The following is a 17,942-nucleotide window of genomic DNA, read 5'->3' on the forward strand; positions in this document are numbered from 1 at the left end:
TGTCTTGGCCGCCATGCTTGCCTGCCGCTCTCGATGTTCTTCTTTCCACATCCGAACGTTAGATCACATCTACGGCGAATTTTCAAACGGGCTCTTAGGATTGAGCCAGATGCACGAACCCAGGACTCGGACCGTGTCATGCTCCGCCGGCACCGCAAGGGACGCCCCCCAAGCGGGGCCGGGAGATGACCAGAAAGCCGTACCTGCAAGTCGGTACCAAAGAACACGCTGGCACGATGCGATGATGAGCGGTTCAGTAACCTGCTGGCCAAGTTCCAGCGAGATCTGGTCGTCGACGAAGAGACCAAGTTGCTTGACTCCCTGCCCGTTCCTGTTCAACGGACTGACTTCCGGATAGCTTGGGCCAAAGTGGATCATGGCGAAATACACACTGACGCCCTGGCCCGCGAATCTCGTCATCACACCTTTCTGACGAACTCCGATTTCAGGCTCATGGCACCAAAGCCATCAATCTTGCAATCGATATCGTGGTCACCGTCGACCAGCCGAATGTTCTTTACCTTGGTGCCCATCTTGATCACACCGGCCGATCCCTTCAGTTTGAGATCCTTGATGACGGTGACGGTATCCCCATCCTGCAATACGTTGCCCGCGGAATCGCGATAAACCCTGGCTTCCGCCTCGGCCGGTGCCGATGGCCGTGCCGACCATTCATGAGCGCATTCCGGGCAGATATAGAGACCCCCATCTTCATAGGTGAACTCGGAATGACATTTCGGGCAGGAGGGTAATGCGCTCATGAATAATTCTTGGTTGCGTGGCAAAGGCCGAAAGTATACTGCCCAATCGGACGGACAATCTACATTGCAAGAGTCATCCTGGAAGGTGCTCGGCGGGATCGTCCAGCGCCCCCCGGCGTAGGAATTGGAGAGTCGCGAGGCGAACATTGAAAGAAGCTGTTCTTTTCTCCGATGGCACCGCGATCAATGGAGTACGTTGGCATAGGCGGGCGTCAACATGACGGTACTGATACTAGGATTGTTGATCTTTCTGACCGTGCACTCGGTCCGCATTATCGCGGAGCCCTGGCGCGCGGCGCAGATTGCCCGCGTGGGTCCGAACGGCTGGAAAGGCCTGTACTCCCTGGCTTCGATCGTCGGACTGGTCCTGATCGCCTGGGGATTCGGGCTGGCTCGCGGGCAGCCCGTGGTCCTCTGGACACCGCCGATGTGGGGTCGTCACGTCACAGCGTTATTTACCGTACTGGCCTTCGTTCTGGTCGCGGCAGCGTACGTGCCTGGTAACCGCATCAAGGCCGTGCTCGGCCATCCCATGGTCGCAGGCGTCCAGATCTGGGCGTTGGGACACCTGTTTGCGAATGGAACTCTGGCTGCGGTTGTGCTGTTCGGCGCCTTCCTGGCCTGGGCGGTGGCGGATTTCGCGTCGGCGCGCCGCCGCGACAGGCTGGCAGGGACGCGCTACCAAGCTGGAACACTCGCGCGCGATGCTGCTGTGGTTGTCATCGGGCTCGCGAGTTGGGCGCTGGTCGCATTCATGCTTCACGGATGGCTGGCCGGCGTGCCAGCGCTCATTTGAGCGGCAGGCAGTGCGCGTACGCACGAACGCCAACGGCCAGCGCGAAGGTCACTACCGCCGCATTGACGACGAGCGCTGGACGCTGATCGAACCCCTGTTGCCTGGGCCGACTCGTTTGCATCCTTCGGGCATCGTCAGCTCGCCCGCGCCGCCTTCAGCGCCTTGGTCCACCACAGCAGGTCGTCGATCGTCTGTTCGGCGACAGCATCCAGTTCGGCCAGGTGCGGGGCGATGTCCTGGCCCTGAAAATGGGCGTATATCGCCGCGGGCGGAACGTGGACCGCCGACCGGATCGGTACAAGCTGCATCTCGACTGCGATCTCGCGTAGCTGCTCGATGGCGCGCGCGCCGCCGACACTACCGTAGCCGACAAAGGTGACCGCCTTGCGGCCCCATTCCGGATACACCCAGTCGATCGCGTTCTTGAGCACCGCCGACGGTCCGTGGTTGTACTCAGGCGAAACAATGACGAAACCGTCGGACGCCGCGATGGCCTGGGTCCAGCGCTTCACGACCTCGTGCTCGTACGCCGGCCGGCCCGGCATCGCGGGCGGTACCGGCGCGTCGAAGAACGGCATCGGATAGTCTTCGAGGTCGAGCAGACGCGCGTCAACGCCTTCGCGCTTCTTCAGATGGTCGAGAATCCAGCGGGCGGGTTTCTCGGCGAAACGTCCCTGACGGACGCTACCAATGATGACGGAAATAGCGGCCATGATGTGCTCCGGTTGAGTGGAATGGCATCGGTCTGCGAAAGGGCGGATCAGCGCACCACGCCGCTGGCGCGCAACTCGCGACCGATCCGCGCGATTTCGCGCTCGCCCTCGATCAGCGCTGAGGGGCTGGTGTGCACCGAGTAGTGGCCAGTGTGGAGATCATGCGGATGCGGGGTGGCCGTACCGAGCACGAAGCGCGCGTCGGTCACGGCTTCAAATTCGATCGCGGCATTGCCCTGGTCAAATACGGCCAGTTCGCCTTTGTCGACCGGATCGGGCGTGCGCAGGCTACCGTCCATCACTGCGATCCAGCCGACCCGGTAGTCCCGCGGCGGCTGGTAGGTCCAGCGCTGGCCAGCCTTGAGCTGCACAACGAAGTAGTTGATGCCCGGAGGTGCGTCAATCGGGCTGACCGCCTCGCCGCTACGGCCGAGCAGCACGCGCGCCGGGCCGTCCGACGGGATCTCGTTAACCGAAAGATGCTGGCTGAACGCGGGAGCCAGTTCGCGCTCCGGCGGCAGAGCGACCCACAGCTGGAAGGCCTTGATCGGAGGCACGATGGAGCCGGAATGCCAGACGCCACGACCGGCGCTCATCCATTCGATGTCGCCCGCCACCATCGTTCCTTCGTGACCGGTGGATTCGACATAGCGACCTTGCCCTTCGATCGCCAGGGTCAAAGTAGCAATGCCCGAATGCGGATGCCAGCCGAAACCCTGCTGGCCAAGCGCCTCTTGCGTATCGAGGAGATCAAGAAAAACAAAGGGCTTGATCATCTTGCCGACATCGGAGGGGCTGACCATGCGGACGATCGGACCGTGCGCGTCGCCGCGCGTGCGGAAGATGACGTGGCGGCCGACATTGGCGAGGGGAGTGGGCGGAGTTTGGATGACGGCATTCATGGGGTGCTCTCCAGGTATGGTTTGATGAGTGCGCTTCGAACAGGTCAGGCGGCTGCCGGAATCGTGAAGTTCGCTTTGGCCCATGCGGCAAACGCCGTCGGCTGCTGGCCGGCGACTTTGTTGGCGAGCGCGATCGCGTCGCGCGAATCCGGGCCGAGATACGTGTGCGCTTCGAAGTAGGCGAGCATCGCTGCAACGTCTTCGGCGCCCGGGAACCAGCCAGCAAACACCTCGCGCGGGACTTGCCTGAACGAGAGCTTGTTTCCTTGGCGATTCAGGGTGGCGATGATCTCGTTGAAGCTCAGGAAATCGCCGACAAGCGGCAAATGTTCACCATGCCCCGCGAGTCCCGGTTGCGCGAACGCACCAGCCACGATGCGGCCGAGTTCAGTGATGTCGCCCATGTGGATGACCCGCCGCTCGGGATCAAGCGGCAGCGCCCAACCCGTGCTGCCATCCGCTTGTTTCTGCGGGGCCATTACACCGACCAGGTTCTGGTAGTAGAACGAAGCGATCACAAACGTGTGGTAGGTGAATCCGGCTTCGCTCACGAGACGCTCGACCTTTGCCTTGCCCGTGAAATGCGGGACATTGATCTTGCCGCGGCTGATCGTCTCCACGTCCGGGAGCGTCGACCAGATAAAGTGCTGCACGCCGGCGTCTTTCGCCGCATTGATGGCGGCGAGCGCCTGCCTGGGTTCGTCCGCGCCTGCTTCCCAGGCATTGGTCACCAGGAAAACGCCGTGTGCTCCGGCAAACGCGGCCTTAAGCGTTTCCGGACGATCGAAATCCGCCAGGACGACTTCGTCACCCAGCTTCGGATGCCTGGCCGGATGGCGCGTCAATGCGCGCACTTTGAATTGACCGCTCGCCTGCAGCGCGCGCACAACGGCGCCACCCTGCTGACCGGTTGCGCCGACGACGGCAATAAGCTTCTGGGTGTTCGACATGGTTGCTCTCCAGTGAGTATCTCGTTGGGGCGGCGCTCCTGGCGATCCGTTCGCCCTGATGGGGCGCGCCGGCGAGATCGATCGCGAATTGACTTGCCCTGCCTGCAGTCTGGAAAGGGCTGCCTGCTGGGCGGCGTCTCAAGTATGGGGAGTAAAATCGTTTATCACTAGATAGTGAAATAGGATTTGATTAATCCATTTATGGAGAGATATCGTGCTCGATCTGAATGATCTGGCGATGTTCGTCCAGGTGGTCCGCGCCGGCAGCTTCTCCGAGGCGGCGCGCCGTCTGCGCATGCCGGCGAATACGCTGAGCCGGCGCATCGATCAACTCGAAGGACAACTCGGGACACGCCTGCTGCATCGCTCGACACGCAAACTCGCGCCAAGCACGGAAGGTCAGGCGCTGTTCGAGCGCTATGCGCCGGCGCTTGACCAGATCCTCGAGATCGGGCGGCTCCATGCAGATGAGCAGGCACCGTCCGGCTCGGTTCGCGTCGCCGCGATGGCAGGCCTGTTCGAACTTATCGGCATGGAATGGCTGGCTGAGTTCTACACGCGCTATCCGCACATCAGCCTCGAATTCCTGCTCGACGATACGCCGACCGATCTGATCGCCGAGCGCATCGATCTTGCCGTGCGCATGGGCATCGAGACCGGTAGCGGCTATAAAGTACGTCGGCTGGGGCCGAGTGCAATGATCCTCGCGGCGAGTCCGGCCTATCTGGAACGGCGCCCTGCACCACGCACGCTGCGTGAACTGGCCGAACACGACTGCCTGGCGATTTCCAGCCGCCAGGGTCGAAACACGTGGCGTCTGCAGGGTCCGCGCGGAAGTCAGGAGGTGTCGATCAACAGCCGGTTCGCGGTCAACGACATGCGAGTGCTGGCGCAGGCTTGCATTGCTGGACTGGGTATTGCGTTACTGCCGCAGTTGATGGTCGAGCCAGTCATCGCGCAGGGGAAACTGGTGCGCGTGCTGTCGACCTATCGGCGCGCGAGCACCGGCCTCGGCCTGCAGCTCGTCTACACGAGCCGCCCGCCAGTGCCGCCGGCAGTCGCGGTCTTCGCCGAATTTCTTGCGGAGAAACTGGGCGAAGTGAAGATAAATCCCTCACAGAACGATGCCGGCCGATAAGCTCGTCACCTTGCCGGGCGAAGCATAAGCGTCGATTCACCGCTGAACAGATCAGCGCACGCTCATTGCAGGCAACGTGGATCCAATCAACATGTCTTGCCATAGGGCGGACAAATGCAATGTCAGCCGTCGAAACGGTCATGGCAATTGCATGCCCCAGATGCACGCGCGGCCGGCAGGACATCCCTTGCCGGCCGCTGCGCCCCTTCCGTCACGGCAACGTCCTGACCGGTCAGACCGCGTGCCTGGTGTCCCCGCTGCCATGCGTGGCTCCCACGTCGTCGTACTCGCGCGAGATGTCCTTGTTGGTGTAGTCACGCAGTTGCGAGGCGGCAAACACGCTGAGCCCCGCGCACACCAGGACATAGATGGCAATGGCGTACCCGGAGTGGTACCTGGCGAACAGCGCCGTCGCAATCAGCGGCGCGGGGCCGCCGGCGATCACCGAGGCGAGCTGGTAGCCCATCGACGCGCCGCTGTAGCGCAGGCGTCCGGTGAATGTCTCCGCGATCAACGCCGCCTGCGGGCCGTACATCATCGAGTGCGGCACCAGCGAGAGCACGATCGCGGCGAATACCCACATCGGGTTGCGGGAGTCGACCATCGCGAAATAGAGGAAGCCGAACACTCCCACCGCCACTGCGCCCGCGATGTACATGCGGCGGCGCCCCCAGACGTCGGACAAATGGCCAAAGAACGGAATGGTGAAGAACTCGAGCACCGCGGCGGCGAGCACGGCAGTCAGCAGCAAGTCCCGCGACATGCCCAGCGTCGTCACGCCATAGGTGAACACGAAGGCCGTGAAGATGTAGAACGGCGCTTGCTCGGCCATGCGGACAAGGGCCGACAGCAAGATGTCCTTCGGCTGGCGCCGGATCACTTCAAGCATCGGGGTCTTCTCGACCTTGTGCTCGGCCAGCAGCCGCGCGAAGACTGGGGTCTCGAGGATATTCAGCCGGATATAGAGCCCGATCGCGACCAGCGCGATGCTGAGGAAGAACGGTACGCGCCAGCCCCAGGTCAGGAACTGGTCGCCAGCCAGCCAGCTCATCGCCAGCACCGCAAGGTTGGCCAGGAACAAGCCGGCCGGCACCCCGAACTGCGGCCAGGACGCGACCAGGCCGCGATGCTTATCGGAGCGCGCCCATTCCATTGACATCAGCACCGAGCCGCCCCATTCCCCGCCGACGCCTACGCCCTGGATAAAGCGCAGCACCGTCAGCACGACCGCGCCCCAGATGCCGATTTGTGCGTAGGAAGGCACGAACGCAACGGCAAATGTGGCCAGCCCCATCAGCAGCAGCGTGGCAACCAGCGTGGCCTTGCGGCCGATGCGATCGCCGTAATGCCCGAAGATCGCTGCGCCGACCGGCCGGGCGATAAAGCCGACCGCATAGATCAGGAACGCCTGAAGCGTCCCGACGAGCGGATCGGATTCCGGGAAGTACAGCTTGGCGAACACCAGGCCGGTTACGGTGCTGTACAGGAAAAAGTCGTACCACTCGATCGTGGTGCCGACAGTGCTGGCGATCACGGCGCGACGCAGCTGGCGCCGTGCTTCCGTCTCAGATAGGGGCATTGCCCCTGTTTGCGTGGGATCCATCTGGCGTGTCCCCCATATGCGATATACCTGTATAGACAGTTTGATGGCTGACGGCGTTCCTGCTGCCTCGCACCATCGGGGCACGGAGAAAAGCATGGGCTGCTACAATCGCGCCACTGAAAATCTGGCTGGACATAATGGGCTTCGAACAACTGGCGGCACTGAAGGCGCAACTGGCAAAGCAGGCAAAGCAGGAAAAACAAGCAAAGCAGGCGCCGGCTGAATCACGTACCCGCAAGCCACGGCCGCAACCTGCAACAAAGGCCGCCACCACGCCGCCCGTGGACCCGGTGGTACTAGCCATTGGCAAGCTGCAAGCGCGCTTCCCGCTGGCTTTCCCGAAGAAGCCCGCGGCCAAGGTTCCGCTCAAGATCGGCATCTTCGAGGACCTGCTCCCGCACGCGGCAGCGCTTGCCTTGAACGAGGCGGAATTGCGCGCAGCGATCCGCACATGGTGCCGTGGGCAACGCTACCAGGCTTGCATGGTGGAAGGCGCGGCGCGCGTGGACCTGGCCGGCCAGGAGGCAGGACAGGTCACCCAGGCCGAGGCGAAACGGGCGCAGTATCTGCAAGCCAGCCAGGCGCGACGCGCCCGCCAGCAAACGGCACAGCCGCCGAAGGCAGAATGAAGCAGCGGGCAAGCGATGCCCTGGCGACAGCGCTTGCTCCCATTGGAAGGTCAAGGACGCGGTTCCCCTGAGTCCGGGCTGCCACAATCACCGGGCAGTCAGGTTGCATGCCCCTGAAAAAGCAGTATCCTTGCGCCTATCACGCCACGGCTCAGAACTCTTGCGTCACTCCGCCCGCCGGCATCCCTTGTTCGCCGGCCTCCTGCTTATCGTTTTCCTGACAGCTCAACTGGCAGCGGCTGCGTACGCCTGTACCGGCAGCCGCTTCCAGATGGAAAGCAGCGGCACGACCGCGGCGATGACCGAATCCTGCCCCGACATGGCGGCTGACAGTAGCAACCAGGGCGCTGACCAGAGTGCGCTGTGCCTCGCGCACTGCCAGGCGGATTCCAAGAGTGCAGACCACGTGTCGCCACAACTGCCGGCATTCCTGCCGGTGTTGATGAGCGTCATTGAGCCCACGCGCGTGGCGCTTGCCGAGGTCCGCGTCGCGCTGCGCGCCGACGTGGGCGCGCGCGGACCGCCGCCGCTGAATATCCTTCACTGCAGTTTCCAAACCTAGCCTCCGGACCGACGTCAATTTCGTGCTGCCCCTCTAAACCCGGGTAGCAATCGTCGCTCTTGGAGGTTTTATGCTTTTCCTGCGTCGCCTGACGCTGGCGCTGTTCTGCGCGCCTGCATTCGGCCTGGCGGTGTCGCACGCCGCGCCTGCGCCGTCCGCCCCTTCTCTTTCCGTTGAGGAAGCCGTCGCGCTCGCGACCACCTATGCCAGCGATGCCGAATCCTCGCGAGGTGCCGCAGAGGCGGCTGTGCAAATGGCGGTCGCCGCCGGCCAGTTGCCGGACCCTGTGCTTAAGCTCGGACTCAACAACGTCCCGGTGAACGGTCCGGACCAGTTCTCGCTAAGCCGGGATTTCATGACGATGCGGTCCATCAGCGTGATGCAGGAATTCACGCGTCCGGACAAGCGCCGCGCCAAGGCAGCACGCTTCGAGGCCGAAGCGGCCGCCGGCGAGGCGCAACGTGCGGTCGGGCTGGCCAACGTGCAGCGCAATGCGGTCGGCGCCTGGCTGGACCGGTGGTACGCCGAACAGACCAGCGTCCTGCTCGGCCATCACGGCCACCCTCTCGAACTGGCACTCCAGGCGGCAACGGCTGCCTATCGCAGCGGGCGCGGCTCGCGCGCCGATGTCCTTGCGATGGAACTGGAGATCCAGAAGCTGCATGACCGCCAGGACGAAAACCGGGCCGCCGTGGCGACCGCCACTGTGAATCTGGAACGGTGGATTGGCACCGCGGCCAACCGCCCGCTGTCAGATCGTCCGCCGCTGGACGTGCCGGAGCGCGCCCGGCAATTGGCGAACACCGAATTTGACGCGGTGCCAGAGATGGCGGCTGCGCAGCGCGAAGTGGCCCTGGCGGAATCCGAGGTTCAGGTCGCAACGCAGGCCAGGAAGCCGGATGTGACCGTCGAACTGATGTACAGCCAGCGCGGCTCGGCCTACTCCAATATGGGATCGGTCAACGTCAGCTTCCCGGTGCCGTGGGATCGGGGCAATCGCCAGGACCGCGACATCGCTGCCAGGCTGGCTCAGGCAAACGACGCGCGCGCCCGATCCGAAATCATCCGACGCAATACCCGAGCGATGGTCGGAATCAAGCTGGCCGAACTGCAGCGCAATCTTGGCCGCCTGCGACGCTACGACGAAAAGACCTTGCCGCTCGCCACCAGCCAGGCGGATGCCGCCCTGACCGCCTACCGCGCCAACACCGGATCGCTGCTCGCCGTCGCGGAGGCGAACCATCGTGCCATCGACACGGCAATGGAGCGGCTGGTACTCGAAGCCAAAACCGCGAAGCTATGGGCCGACCTGACCTACCTGGTCCCTTTGCCTACCGCACAGACCGAGCCCGCCATCAAGGAATCCAAATGAAAAAGCAGGTCATTGCAACGGCGGTGGGTCTCGCTCTGGCTGGCGCCGCCATCTATGGCGCCTACCAGTTCGGCGTCACGCGGGGCACCCGATCGGCCCAACCGTTGGCTTCGCCTGGCGCGGAATCCGCTCTCAGGGCGGGCGACACGGATCCGAAGACGGGTAAAAGGATTCTGTACTGGCATGATCCCATGGTGCCCGGACAGCGCTTCGACAAGCCGGGCAAGTCTCCGTTCATGGACATGCAACTTGTTCCGGTCTACGCGGACGGGGATGGTGGAGGCAATGGCGTCACGGTCGACCCCCGTGTCGCGCAGAACCTCGGCATCCGCACGGCCGAGGTCAAGGCCAGCCGCATGAGCACGGTACTCGAGGCACCCGGCAATGTCGCCATCGACGAGCGCAGCGTCCAGGTGATCCAGGCACGAACGAACGCCTTCGTCCAGCATCTTGCGGTCAAGGCGACCCTTGACCCAGTCCGGCGCGGGCAAGCGCTGGTGACGCTGTACTCGCCGGACTGGGTGGCCGCGCAAGAGGAATATCTCGCCGTGTCACGCATGGCAGCGGGTGAACCATCCGACCTGCGTGACGCGGCCAGGGCCCGCATGCTGCAGGCAGGCATGACACCGGGCCAGGTCAGCGCCGTCGAGACATCCGGCAAGCTCCAGCCCAACCTTGCCATCGCGAGCCCGGTCGATGGCCTCGCGACCGAAGTTGCCGTCCGCGAGGGCATGACCGTCACCCCTGGCATGACCCTGTTTCGTCTGGCCGACCTGAGTCAGGTCTGGGTAATTGCCGAGGTACCGGAGGGACAGGCCCGCGCCGTCGCTCCCGGCCTGGCGGTCAAGGTGTCGCCGACCGGAGCATCCGAGGCACTGGTTGGCAAGGTCGATACCGTACTGCCCGACGTCAATCCGGCCACGCGAACCATCAAAGTGCGCATTGTCCTGCCCAACAAGGGCAGGCACCTGTTGCCAGGCATGTTCGTGACGGTCCGGTTTGATAGCGGTGACCAGAAGGAGGCGCTGATGATTCCGTTGGAGTCCGTCATCCACACTGGCCAACGCAGCATTGTCATGGTGGATGCCGACAAGGCAGGCTTTGTGGCAACGGAAGTCAAGACCGGGCGCGAGGCAGCGGGCATGGTCGAGGTGCTGGATGGGCTGAAGGCTGGGCAGAAAGTGGTCACATCCGGGCAGTTTCTCATCGACTCGGAAGCCAGCCTGCGCGGCACCGCCGAACGCATGAGCGCCACGCCAGCGGCCTCCGCGCCGGCTGCGCCAGCCTCCGAACATGAAGGCATCGGGCGTATCGAGGCGGTGACGGACGAGGGCCTGACCATCTCGCATGGGCCAATCCCGTCGGCACAGTGGGGCGCGATGACGATGGATTTTGCGGCGCCGCCCGCCGGCTTGCCCAAGGGATTCAAGCCCGGAGATCGCGTCCGCTTCCGCTTCCATCTGGACAGCGACGGCGTGGCGATCCTGTCCTCGGTCGAGCCGGTCACCAGCGCGCAGGGAGCCAGGCCATGATCGCGCGGCTGATCCTCGCGTCCATCCGCAACCGCTTCCTGGTTCTGCTGGCCACGGTCATGCTGACCGCGTGGGGACTATGGGCGGTGCACAGCATACCGCTCGACGCGTTGCCGGACCTGTCCGATGTGCAAGTCATCATCCGTACGCCGTTTCCCGGCCAGGCGCCGCAGATTGTCGAAAACCAGGTCACCTATCCGCTGACCACCACCATGCTGTCGGTGCCGGGCGCCAGGACAGTGCGGGGCTATTCGTTCTTCGGTGACTCGTTCGTCTATGTGCTGTTCGAGGATGGCACCGACCTGTACTGGGCGCGCTCGCGCGTGCTGGAATACCTGAACCAGGTGCAATCCCGCCTGCCGGCCGCAGCCAGGCCAGCGCTGGGCCCGGACGCCACCGGCGTTGGCTGGATCTACGAGTACGCGCTGGTGGACAAGACCGGCCAGCATGACCTCAGTCAACTGCGCGCGCTGCAGGACTGGTTCCTGCGCTTCGAGCTGAAATCGCTGCCCAATGTCGCAGAAGTCGCCTCCCTCGGCGGGATGGTGAAGCAGTACCAGGTCGTCCTGATGCCGGACCGCTTGCGTGCCTACAACCTGTCGCAGGCCAGGGTGCTGGCGGCGCTCAAGGGCGCCAATCAGGAAACCGGCGGCTCGGTGCTGGAAATGGGCGAGGCGGAGTACATGGTCCGCGCCAGCGGGTATCTCAAGACCCTCGATGATTTCCGGCAGATTCCGCTGGTGACCAGCAATGCCGGTATCCCGGTGCGGCTGGGCGACGTCGCCACGATCCAGCTTGGTCCAGAGATGCGGCGCGGCATCGCCGAGCTGGACGGCCAGGGAGAGGTCGCCGGCGGTGTCATCGTGATGCGCTCGGGCAAGAACGCGCTGGAGACCATCAAGGCGGTCAAGGCCAGGCTTGCTACGCTGCAGAAGAGCCTGCCGGCTGGCGTCGAGATCGTGCCCACCTACGACCGCTCCGCGCTGATCAACCGGGCGGTTGAAAACCTGACGCACAAGCTGATCGAAGAGTTCATCGTCGTCGCGCTGGTCTGCATGGTCTTCCTGTTCCACCTGCGCTCTGCGCTGGTGGCCATTGTTTCGCTGCCGCTGGGTGTGCTGGCCGCCTTCCTGGTCATGCGGTATCAGGGCGTCAACGCCAACATCATGTCGCTGGGCGGCATCGCCATTGCCATCGGCGCCATGGTCGATGCCGCGGTCGTCATGATCGAGAATGCGCACAAGCATCTGGAACACTGGCATGCGGACAACCCCGGACGGGAACTGACCGGGCACGAGCGCTGGAGCGTGATTGGCGAGTCGGCCGCCGAGGTGGGGCCCGCGCTGTTCTTCTCGCTGCTGATCATCACGCTGTCGTTCATCCCGGTATTTACGCTCGAGGCGCAGGAGGGCCGGCTGTTCTCGCCGCTGGCCTTTACCAAGACCTACTCCATGGCCGCGGCGGCGGGGCTTTCCGTGACCCTGGTGCCGGTCCTGATGGGCTACATGATCCGCGGCAAGATCCCCACGGAGCAGTCCAACCCACTGAGTCGGTGGCTGATCCGTGCCTATCAGCCGGTGCTGGCCAGGGTGCTCGCCTACCCCAGGACCACCGTGGCCATTGCCGCGATCCTGCTGGTCGCGACCGCCTGGCCGATGATGCGGATCGGCGGCGAGTTCATGCCGCCCCTTGACGAGGGCGACCTGCTGTATATGCCTTCGGCACTCCCGGGGCTGTCCGCCGGCAAGGCGGCGCAGTTGCTGCAGCAGACCGACCGCCTGATCAAGACTGTGCCAGAGGTGGCCACCGTGTTCGGCAAGGCAGGCCGCGCCGATACCGCGACCGACCCGGCGCCAGTCGAGATGTTCGAGACCACCATCCAGTTCAAGCCGCGCGACCAGTGGCGTGCCGGCATGACGACCGACAAGCTGGTGGAGGAACTCGACCGCGTGGTGAAGGTACCGGGCCTGTCCAATATCTGGGTGCCGCCGATCCGCAACCGGATCGACATGCTCGCCACCGGCATCAAGAGCCCGGTCGGCATCAAGGTGGCGGGCACGGACCTGAAGGAGATCGACCGGCTGGCCACGCGGATCGAGGAGGCCGTCAGGACGGTGCCGGGCGTCACCTCGGCACTGGCCGAACGCCTGACCGGCGGGCGCTACGTCGATATCGACATCGACCGCATCGCGACCGGACGGTATGGACTCAATATCGAGGATGTCCAGGGCATCGTGTCCTCGGCCATCGGAGGCGATAACGTAGGGGACGTGGTTGACGGGCTGGCACGCTTCCCGATCAATGTTCGATATCCACGCGACTACCGCGACTCGGTGGAGCAGCTGCGTGCCCTCCCCATCGTCACCGACAGGGGCCAGCAGATCACGCTGTCCGACGTGGCGCGCATCCAGGTGGTGCAGGGCCCGCCGATGCTGCGCAGCGAAAACGCCCGGCTGTCCGGCTGGGTCTACGTGGACATCCGTGGGCGCGACCTGCGCTCGGCCGTCCAGGACATGCAAGCGGTGGTGGCCAAGGCCGTGCCGATGCCAGCAGGCTATTCCCTCAGCTGGTCAGGGCAGTTCGAGTACCTGGAGCGGGCCACCGCGAAGTTGAAGATGGTGGTGCCGTTCACGCTGCTGATCATCTTTGTGCTGCTCTACCTTGTATTCGGCCGCCTGGATGAGGCACTGCTGATCATGGGCACGCTGCCGCTTGCCCTCATTGGCGGATTCTGGCTGCTCTATGTGCTTGGCTACAACCTTTCGGTAGCCGGCGTCGTCGGCTTCATCGCGCTGGCCGGCGTGGCGGCCGAGTTTGGCGTCATCATGCTGCTCTACCTGAAACAAGCCTGGAGCGAGCGCGAGGACCGCGGTGAAAACACCCTGCCCGCGCTGCTGGAAGCCATCCAGGAAGGCGCGGTGCTGCGCGTGCGCCCAAAGGCCATGACGGTTGCGGTGATTCTCGCCGGCCTGATACCCATCATGTGGTCGCATGGCACCGGCTCAGAACTCATGCAACGCATTGCCGCCCCGATGGTCGGCGGCATGGTGACCGCGCCATTGCTTTCCCTGTTTGTTGTACCGGCGGTGTACCTGCTGATACGCAGCCGTCAGACAAAGCCTGTCCCACTTTCCACCCACCCCTCGCTTCAGGAGGAAGCACAATGAAACGCATCAAGGCTCTCGCACTCACGCTTGCCATCGTTGCAGCCCCCGCCGCATTCGCGGCGGGATCCATGGACGGCATGGACATGAAGCCGTCGGCCGCATCGCAGCAGGCGCCGCGCCCCGTTGCCGCGGAAATCAAGAAGATCGATGCGAAGGCCGGCAAGGTCACGCTCAAGCACGGCCCGATCGAAAACCTCGGTATGTCCGCCATGACGATGGCGTTCCCGGTCAAGGACCGCGCATCGTTGACGAACTTCAAGGAGGGCGAATCGGTGTCGGTCACGTTCGACAAGGTCGACGGCAAGCCGACCGTGGTGGACATGCAGCGCAAGTAAGAGGACGGCAGGCTGGCCGGCATCGGCCAGGGCCAGCTTCAGCCATCCACGCCTACGATTGCGCTCGACGCCTTGTGCCGCCGATTCAATAGCAGGCAACCACAATCAGTACTGACTACGCCACGTCTTCGGCCGGCTGCCTGCCACGCAGGCACAGCACCCTGAGCGTCGAAGCCAGCAGCCGATCCCAATGGCGCCGCCATGATGGCCGCGTCGCGGCGCCGGGCGAGCGGCACGGCTGCACCGGCTCCGTATCGATCGAAACTTCCGCTTGCAGCGCGGGTTGCGCAAAGAGGGCGTGCCCGCTGTACAGGGCCAGCAGTTCCTCGCGGCTGACTTCCTGCTCCCCGCCGCCCCAACCCGGCAGTGCGACGACAAGCCGTCCGTGCTCACGGCGCTGCAGCAGCACGCACGGTCTTTTCTTGTCCAGGAACAGGATGGCCGGCAGCGAGGTGTCGGGGATATCGTCGAGGTGGCGCTCCACCAGTCTGGCCGACAATCCGGCGCGCGCCGCCGCGGCCAGAAGCAGCGGCAACGTCAGGCCATGCCCTTCCAGCGGCAGCCCTTCCAGCAGCACTGTCGTTGGAACCGACCGGCGCAAGGCCCGGTTCAGCAACAGCAGGCTGCCCAGCATCGGATCGTCCGCACCCGTCAGCTGGTTCATGGCGGCAGGCGTCGTCTTGATTTGCGGGGCCCACCGCCATGGCGTCGAGGCGCCCTTGATCTCTTGTTCCGGCGCCTCGCATAGCGCAAGGTCGGCCGGTTCGTCCCGTCCGCACGGACTCCGCTCACCCATGATTCCCCCCGGTCTCAGTGGCGTGATCTTTGCATCGAGTGTAGTGCACAGGAACGCGCAAACCCATCGTTCAAAGAGGCTAGTCAGGCAGTGGCGAGACTGATTCATGGTTGAAACACCGGGCCCCTTTGGCCGGATTCGGGATGGGTCCGGAGCAGAGCCAGGCCCCGGGTGACCGGCAACCGCGTCTGCACCCCGACCACTGCGCTGCAACCGGCTCTTTTCCTTCCATCGATTCCTCCCCCGCAAATCTATAGTCGATAGACCGCCGCCTACGTCAGGCTCGCGGCTGGAGAAGGCGTGAAAGTCCCCGAGAAGGCGCTCCGGACCGCCGACTGTCCCACGATCCTGTTTGGTGCCTTTGACCGGCACAACCTTGGCGACCTGCTGCTGCCACATGTCATCAAGCGCCTGATCGCGCCGGCCAGCCTCCGGTATGGCGGCCTGCGCGCACGCAATCTGACAACCCTGGGCGGCTTTCGCGTGCACGCGCTGACCAGGCTGGCCGCCAGCCTGGGCGACACTCCCGTCGAGATCGTGCATACCGGCGGCGAGATCCTGACCTGCAACGCCTGGGAAGCGGCTGTCATGTTGCTGCCAACCGCACGGGCCCGGGCCGTCGTGGCACAGCTCGACAGCCGGCCGGCAGAGCGCGTGGCCTGGGCGCGCGAGCTGCTGGGGCTGCAGGACTGCGCGCCCTATCTCCTTGCGGCCGGCTTGTTCGGCAATGTGCGGCGCGTGATCTACCACGCCGCGGGCGGCATCGGGCTTGAACAGGTCGAGCCCGCCATGCGGGCCGAGGTGGTGGCCAAGCTTGGAGCGGCCACGTACGTCGGCGTGAGGGATCAGCAGACCCGGGCCGCACTGGCGGCGAGCGGCATAGACGCCCGCCTGGAGCCTGATCCGGCCGTGATGGTGGCGGCACTCTTTGGCGATGGCATTCGCAGACGCTCGCGCCACGGCGAGGTGGCCGGCCTGATGTCGGGTTTTCCGCACGGGTATCTCGCCATGCAATTTAGCGCCGACTTCGGCGACGATGAAACGCTGGCACAGCTGGGCGCCCAGCTCAGGCGTGTCGCTCGGGCGAGTAAGCTCGGCGTGGTGCTGTTCCGCGCCGGCGCCGCGCCCTGGCACGACGACCTGGATAGCTACCGGCGTCTGGCCGCGAAGTTGAGCGGCACGCCGGTTGCGCTGTTCCGCTCACTCAACCTGTGGGATATCTGCGCCCTGATCGCCTGCAGTCGCGGCTTCGCCGGCAGCAGCCTGCATGGCGGCATCGTCGCCGGCGCCTTTGCCATGCCGTGGGTTGGGCTGCTGCGGCCCGGACAGGCGCCGGCGGCCAGCAAGCAGGCCGCCTTCGGCATGACCTGGGGCACGGCAGGCGCGCCCGCGGCAGTGGCCGTGCAGGAGCTTGCCGCCGGCATCGAGGAAGCCATGGCGACCGGGCCCGTGCGGCGCGAGGCGCTCGCCCGGGAACTGGCCGAGGCATGCCGCGCCAGTTTCAGGGCTGTCCACGGCGGCTAAGCTGGTATCCATGACCCGCGGGTCGCGTGCGACGGGAAATATCGACGCTGCGGCAGCGCATCCGGCACGTGCATCCGGCCTCGGGGCGTCTCGGGCCCGCAATGCCGGAGCGACGTCCTATCATGCAGACGGAGCGCTCTGCCGATGGAAGGAATGGCGCGGGTGAAGTTTGCAGGGCGCTCGCGTCGTAGCGCCAGACGAAATGGCCTGTGATGCATATGGACCAGGAATCGCTACCGGACCCGTCTGATGGATCGGTGTTGTTCGCGGACGTTTGCGACAGCACGAGGCTCTATGAAAGGGCCGGCGATACGGTTGCTCTTGGCGCCATCCGCCAATGCATCGCGCTGATGAAGTCCCGCTCCGCGGCTGCGCAAGGCCGGGTGGTCAAGACGATCGGTGACGAAATCATGGTGCTGTTTCCCGCCGCGGAAAACGCGATGCGGGCTGCACTCGACATGCAAGAGGCTGTCGCCGGGCTTGCTCCGGTAGCTGGCGCGACCTTGTCGATCCATATCGGCTTCCACCATGGCCCGATCCTGTCGGACGAGTCCGGCGACGTGTTTGGCGACACCGTAAATCTGGCCGCCCGGCTCGCCAAGCTTGCATCGCGCGGCCAGATCATCACTAGCAAGAACGCGGTGGAGCAGCTGTCCGCAAGGCTGCGCCAGATGACACGCCACCTGTACCCGATTCAGGTGCGCGGCAAGCACCAGATGATCGAGCTGTACGAAGCGATCTGGCAGCAGAACCCTGACCTGACCCTCGTGGCCCCAGTGGAACTGGCATTCTCCCGCTCGGCGTTGCTCTCGCTACGGTATCGGGAGACCGTCTTCGAAATGAACACCGCCTCTGCGCCAGTCACCATCGGCCGGGACGTCACCATGAGCATTGTTGTGACGGATCGGCAGGTATCGAGATTCCAGGCAACCGTCGAGCCTCGCGGCGGTCGCTTTGTACTGATCGACCGAAGTTCGAACGGCACTCACGTGAAGATCGACGGAGAAGACGCACTCATTCTCCGCCGTGACGAAATCACGCTCAGGGGTCATGGCTGGATTACATTTGCGCAGCCGAAGGAATACGTCGACGAGGGTATCGAGTTCTTTGTGGAAGGAAAGTGATTCCGGCGGCAAGCGTGGGCAGCGAGCGTCCGCGGGCC

At 64.4% G+C, this 17,942-nt stretch carries 16 protein-coding genes and 1 pseudogene; 10 read left to right on the forward strand and 7 right to left on the reverse strand.

Translation table 11 applies throughout. From position 1 onward, the window contains the following. Positions 1-191: 191 nt before the first annotated feature. Both RM96_RS23245 and RM96_RS23250 read right to left on the reverse strand, forming a co-directional pair. Positions 192-402, reverse strand: a pseudogene (locus tag RM96_RS23245) (cysteine hydrolase); the annotation flags it as partial. Between the two features lie 17 nt (positions 403-419). Beyond that, positions 420-761, reverse strand: coding sequence for a zinc ribbon domain-containing protein YjdM (locus RM96_RS23250; protein ID WP_039014037.1), 342 nt, complete (start codon positions 759-761; stop codon positions 420-422). Positions 762-978: 217 nt separating this feature from the next. Here RM96_RS23250 and RM96_RS23255 point away from each other — a divergent pair, with 217 nt between their 5' ends. Further along, positions 979-1,557 carry an NnrU family protein gene (locus tag RM96_RS23255; protein ID WP_039014038.1) on the forward strand — a complete coding sequence of 193 codons (579 nt, stop codon included), beginning with the start codon at positions 979-981 and terminating at the stop codon, positions 1,555-1,557. Positions 1,558-1,691: 134 nt separating this feature from the next. Here the strand turns inward: RM96_RS23255 and RM96_RS23260 are convergent, their stop codons facing one another. From RM96_RS23260 to RM96_RS23270, 3 genes are read right to left on the reverse strand one after another with little or no spacing between them, the layout of a single operon-like run. Continuing rightward, positions 1,692-2,270 (reverse strand): NADPH-dependent FMN reductase, encoded by a 579-nt coding sequence (locus tag RM96_RS23260; RefSeq protein WP_039014039.1) that lies wholly within the window; start codon positions 2,268-2,270, stop codon positions 1,692-1,694. 47 nt (positions 2,271-2,317) lie between these two features. Next, positions 2,318-3,172 carry a pirin family protein gene (locus RM96_RS23265; protein WP_039014040.1) on the reverse strand — a complete coding sequence of 285 codons (855 nt, stop codon included), beginning with the start codon at positions 3,170-3,172 and terminating at the stop codon, positions 2,318-2,320. Between the two features lie 44 nt (positions 3,173-3,216). Next, positions 3,217-4,122, reverse strand: a complete 906-nt coding sequence (locus tag RM96_RS23270) for an NmrA/HSCARG family protein (RefSeq protein WP_039014041.1) — start codon at positions 4,120-4,122, stop codon at positions 3,217-3,219. A 214-nt stretch (positions 4,123-4,336) separates the two neighbouring features. On the opposite strand from RM96_RS23270, the gene RM96_RS23275 reads away from it, so the two are divergent. Beyond that, the gene (locus RM96_RS23275; RefSeq protein ID WP_039014042.1) at positions 4,337-5,260 is read left to right on the forward strand and encodes a LysR family transcriptional regulator; all 924 of its coding nucleotides are present in this window, start codon (positions 4,337-4,339) and stop codon (positions 5,258-5,260) included. Positions 5,261-5,492: 232 nt separating this feature from the next. On the opposite strand, the gene RM96_RS23280 is transcribed toward RM96_RS23275, so the two are convergent. After that, positions 5,493-6,863 (reverse strand): MFS transporter, encoded by a 1,371-nt coding sequence (locus RM96_RS23280; protein ID WP_039014043.1) that lies wholly within the window; start codon positions 6,861-6,863, stop codon positions 5,493-5,495. A 137-nt stretch (positions 6,864-7,000) separates the two neighbouring features. Here RM96_RS23280 and RM96_RS23285 point away from each other — a divergent pair, with 137 nt between their 5' ends. The 6 genes from RM96_RS23285 to RM96_RS23310 all read left to right on the forward strand — a co-directional run bounded on the left by RM96_RS23285 (position 7,001) and on the right by RM96_RS23310 (position 14,460). Continuing rightward, positions 7,001-7,492 (forward strand): ProQ/FinO family protein, encoded by a 492-nt coding sequence (locus RM96_RS23285; RefSeq protein WP_039014044.1) that lies wholly within the window; start codon positions 7,001-7,003, stop codon positions 7,490-7,492. Between the two features lie 160 nt (positions 7,493-7,652). Then, complete coding sequence (locus RM96_RS23290; RefSeq protein ID WP_052279691.1) at positions 7,653-8,054, forward strand: hypothetical protein; 402 nt, start codon at positions 7,653-7,655, stop codon at positions 8,052-8,054. A 70-nt stretch (positions 8,055-8,124) separates the two neighbouring features. Then, positions 8,125-9,426: a TolC family protein gene (locus RM96_RS23295; protein ID WP_039014046.1), complete on the forward strand. Its 1,302-nt coding sequence runs from the start codon at positions 8,125-8,127 to the stop codon at positions 9,424-9,426. Beyond that, the gene (locus RM96_RS23300; protein WP_039014047.1) at positions 9,423-10,958 is read left to right on the forward strand and encodes an efflux RND transporter periplasmic adaptor subunit; all 1,536 of its coding nucleotides are present in this window, start codon (positions 9,423-9,425) and stop codon (positions 10,956-10,958) included. The genes RM96_RS23295 and RM96_RS23300 overlap by 4 nt, the downstream gene beginning before the upstream one ends. Then, positions 10,955-14,125, forward strand: coding sequence for an efflux RND transporter permease subunit (locus RM96_RS23305; protein ID WP_039014048.1), 3,171 nt, complete (start codon positions 10,955-10,957; stop codon positions 14,123-14,125). The genes RM96_RS23300 and RM96_RS23305 overlap by 4 nt, the downstream gene beginning before the upstream one ends. Beyond that, the gene (locus RM96_RS23310) at positions 14,122-14,460 is read left to right on the forward strand and encodes a copper-binding protein (protein ID WP_039014049.1); all 339 of its coding nucleotides are present in this window, start codon (positions 14,122-14,124) and stop codon (positions 14,458-14,460) included. Before RM96_RS23305 ends, RM96_RS23310 begins: the two co-directional genes overlap by 4 nt. Before the next feature lie 115 nt (positions 14,461-14,575). Here the strand turns inward: RM96_RS23310 and RM96_RS23315 are convergent, their stop codons facing one another. Further along, the gene (locus RM96_RS23315; RefSeq protein WP_238587381.1) at positions 14,576-15,256 is read right to left on the reverse strand and encodes a cysteine peptidase family C39 domain-containing protein; all 681 of its coding nucleotides are present in this window, start codon (positions 15,254-15,256) and stop codon (positions 14,576-14,578) included. A gap of 300 nt (positions 15,257-15,556) precedes the next feature. Here RM96_RS23315 and RM96_RS23320 point away from each other — a divergent pair, with 300 nt between their 5' ends. After that, complete coding sequence (locus RM96_RS23320; RefSeq protein WP_052279692.1) at positions 15,557-16,780, forward strand: polysaccharide pyruvyl transferase family protein; 1,224 nt, start codon at positions 15,557-15,559, stop codon at positions 16,778-16,780. Positions 16,781-16,998: 218 nt separating this feature from the next. Next, complete coding sequence (locus RM96_RS23325) at positions 16,999-17,904, forward strand: adenylate/guanylate cyclase domain-containing protein (RefSeq protein ID WP_039014070.1); 906 nt, start codon at positions 16,999-17,001, stop codon at positions 17,902-17,904. Positions 17,905-17,942: the final 38 nt, after the last annotated feature.

The sequence above is a fragment of the Cupriavidus sp. IDO genome (assembly GCF_000812465.1).
Lineage (GTDB): Bacteria > Pseudomonadota > Gammaproteobacteria > Burkholderiales > Burkholderiaceae > Cupriavidus.

Bases quoted from the DNA above. Each gene is read 5' to 3' on its own strand.
- RM96_RS23250 (WP_039014037.1), bottom strand. From the start codon at position 761: ATGAGCGCATTACCCTCCTGCCCGAAATGTCATTCCGAGTTCACCTAT.
- RM96_RS23255 (WP_039014038.1), top strand. From the start codon at position 979: ATGACGGTACTGATACTAGGATTGTTGATCTTTCTGACCGTGCACTCG.
- RM96_RS23260 (WP_039014039.1), bottom strand. From the start codon at position 2,270: ATGGCCGCTATTTCCGTCATCATTGGTAGCGTCCGTCAGGGACGTTTC.
- RM96_RS23265 (WP_039014040.1), bottom strand. From the start codon at position 3,172: ATGAATGCCGTCATCCAAACTCCGCCCACTCCCCTCGCCAATGTCGGC.
- RM96_RS23270 (WP_039014041.1), bottom strand. From the start codon at position 4,122: ATGTCGAACACCCAGAAGCTTATTGCCGTCGTCGGCGCAACCGGTCAG.
- RM96_RS23280 (WP_039014043.1), bottom strand. From the start codon at position 6,863: ATGGATCCCACGCAAACAGGGGCAATGCCCCTATCTGAGACGGAAGCA.
- RM96_RS23285 (WP_039014044.1), top strand. From the start codon at position 7,001: ATGGGCTTCGAACAACTGGCGGCACTGAAGGCGCAACTGGCAAAGCAG.
- RM96_RS23295 (WP_039014046.1), top strand. From the start codon at position 8,125: ATGCTTTTCCTGCGTCGCCTGACGCTGGCGCTGTTCTGCGCGCCTGCA.
- RM96_RS23300 (WP_039014047.1), top strand. From the start codon at position 9,423: ATGAAAAAGCAGGTCATTGCAACGGCGGTGGGTCTCGCTCTGGCTGGC.
- RM96_RS23305 (WP_039014048.1), top strand. From the start codon at position 10,955: ATGATCGCGCGGCTGATCCTCGCGTCCATCCGCAACCGCTTCCTGGTT.
- RM96_RS23310 (WP_039014049.1), top strand. From the start codon at position 14,122: ATGAAACGCATCAAGGCTCTCGCACTCACGCTTGCCATCGTTGCAGCC.
- RM96_RS23315 (WP_238587381.1), bottom strand. From the start codon at position 15,256: ATGGGTGAGCGGAGTCCGTGCGGACGGGACGAACCGGCCGACCTTGCG.
- RM96_RS23325 (WP_039014070.1), top strand. From the start codon at position 16,999: ATGGACCAGGAATCGCTACCGGACCCGTCTGATGGATCGGTGTTGTTC.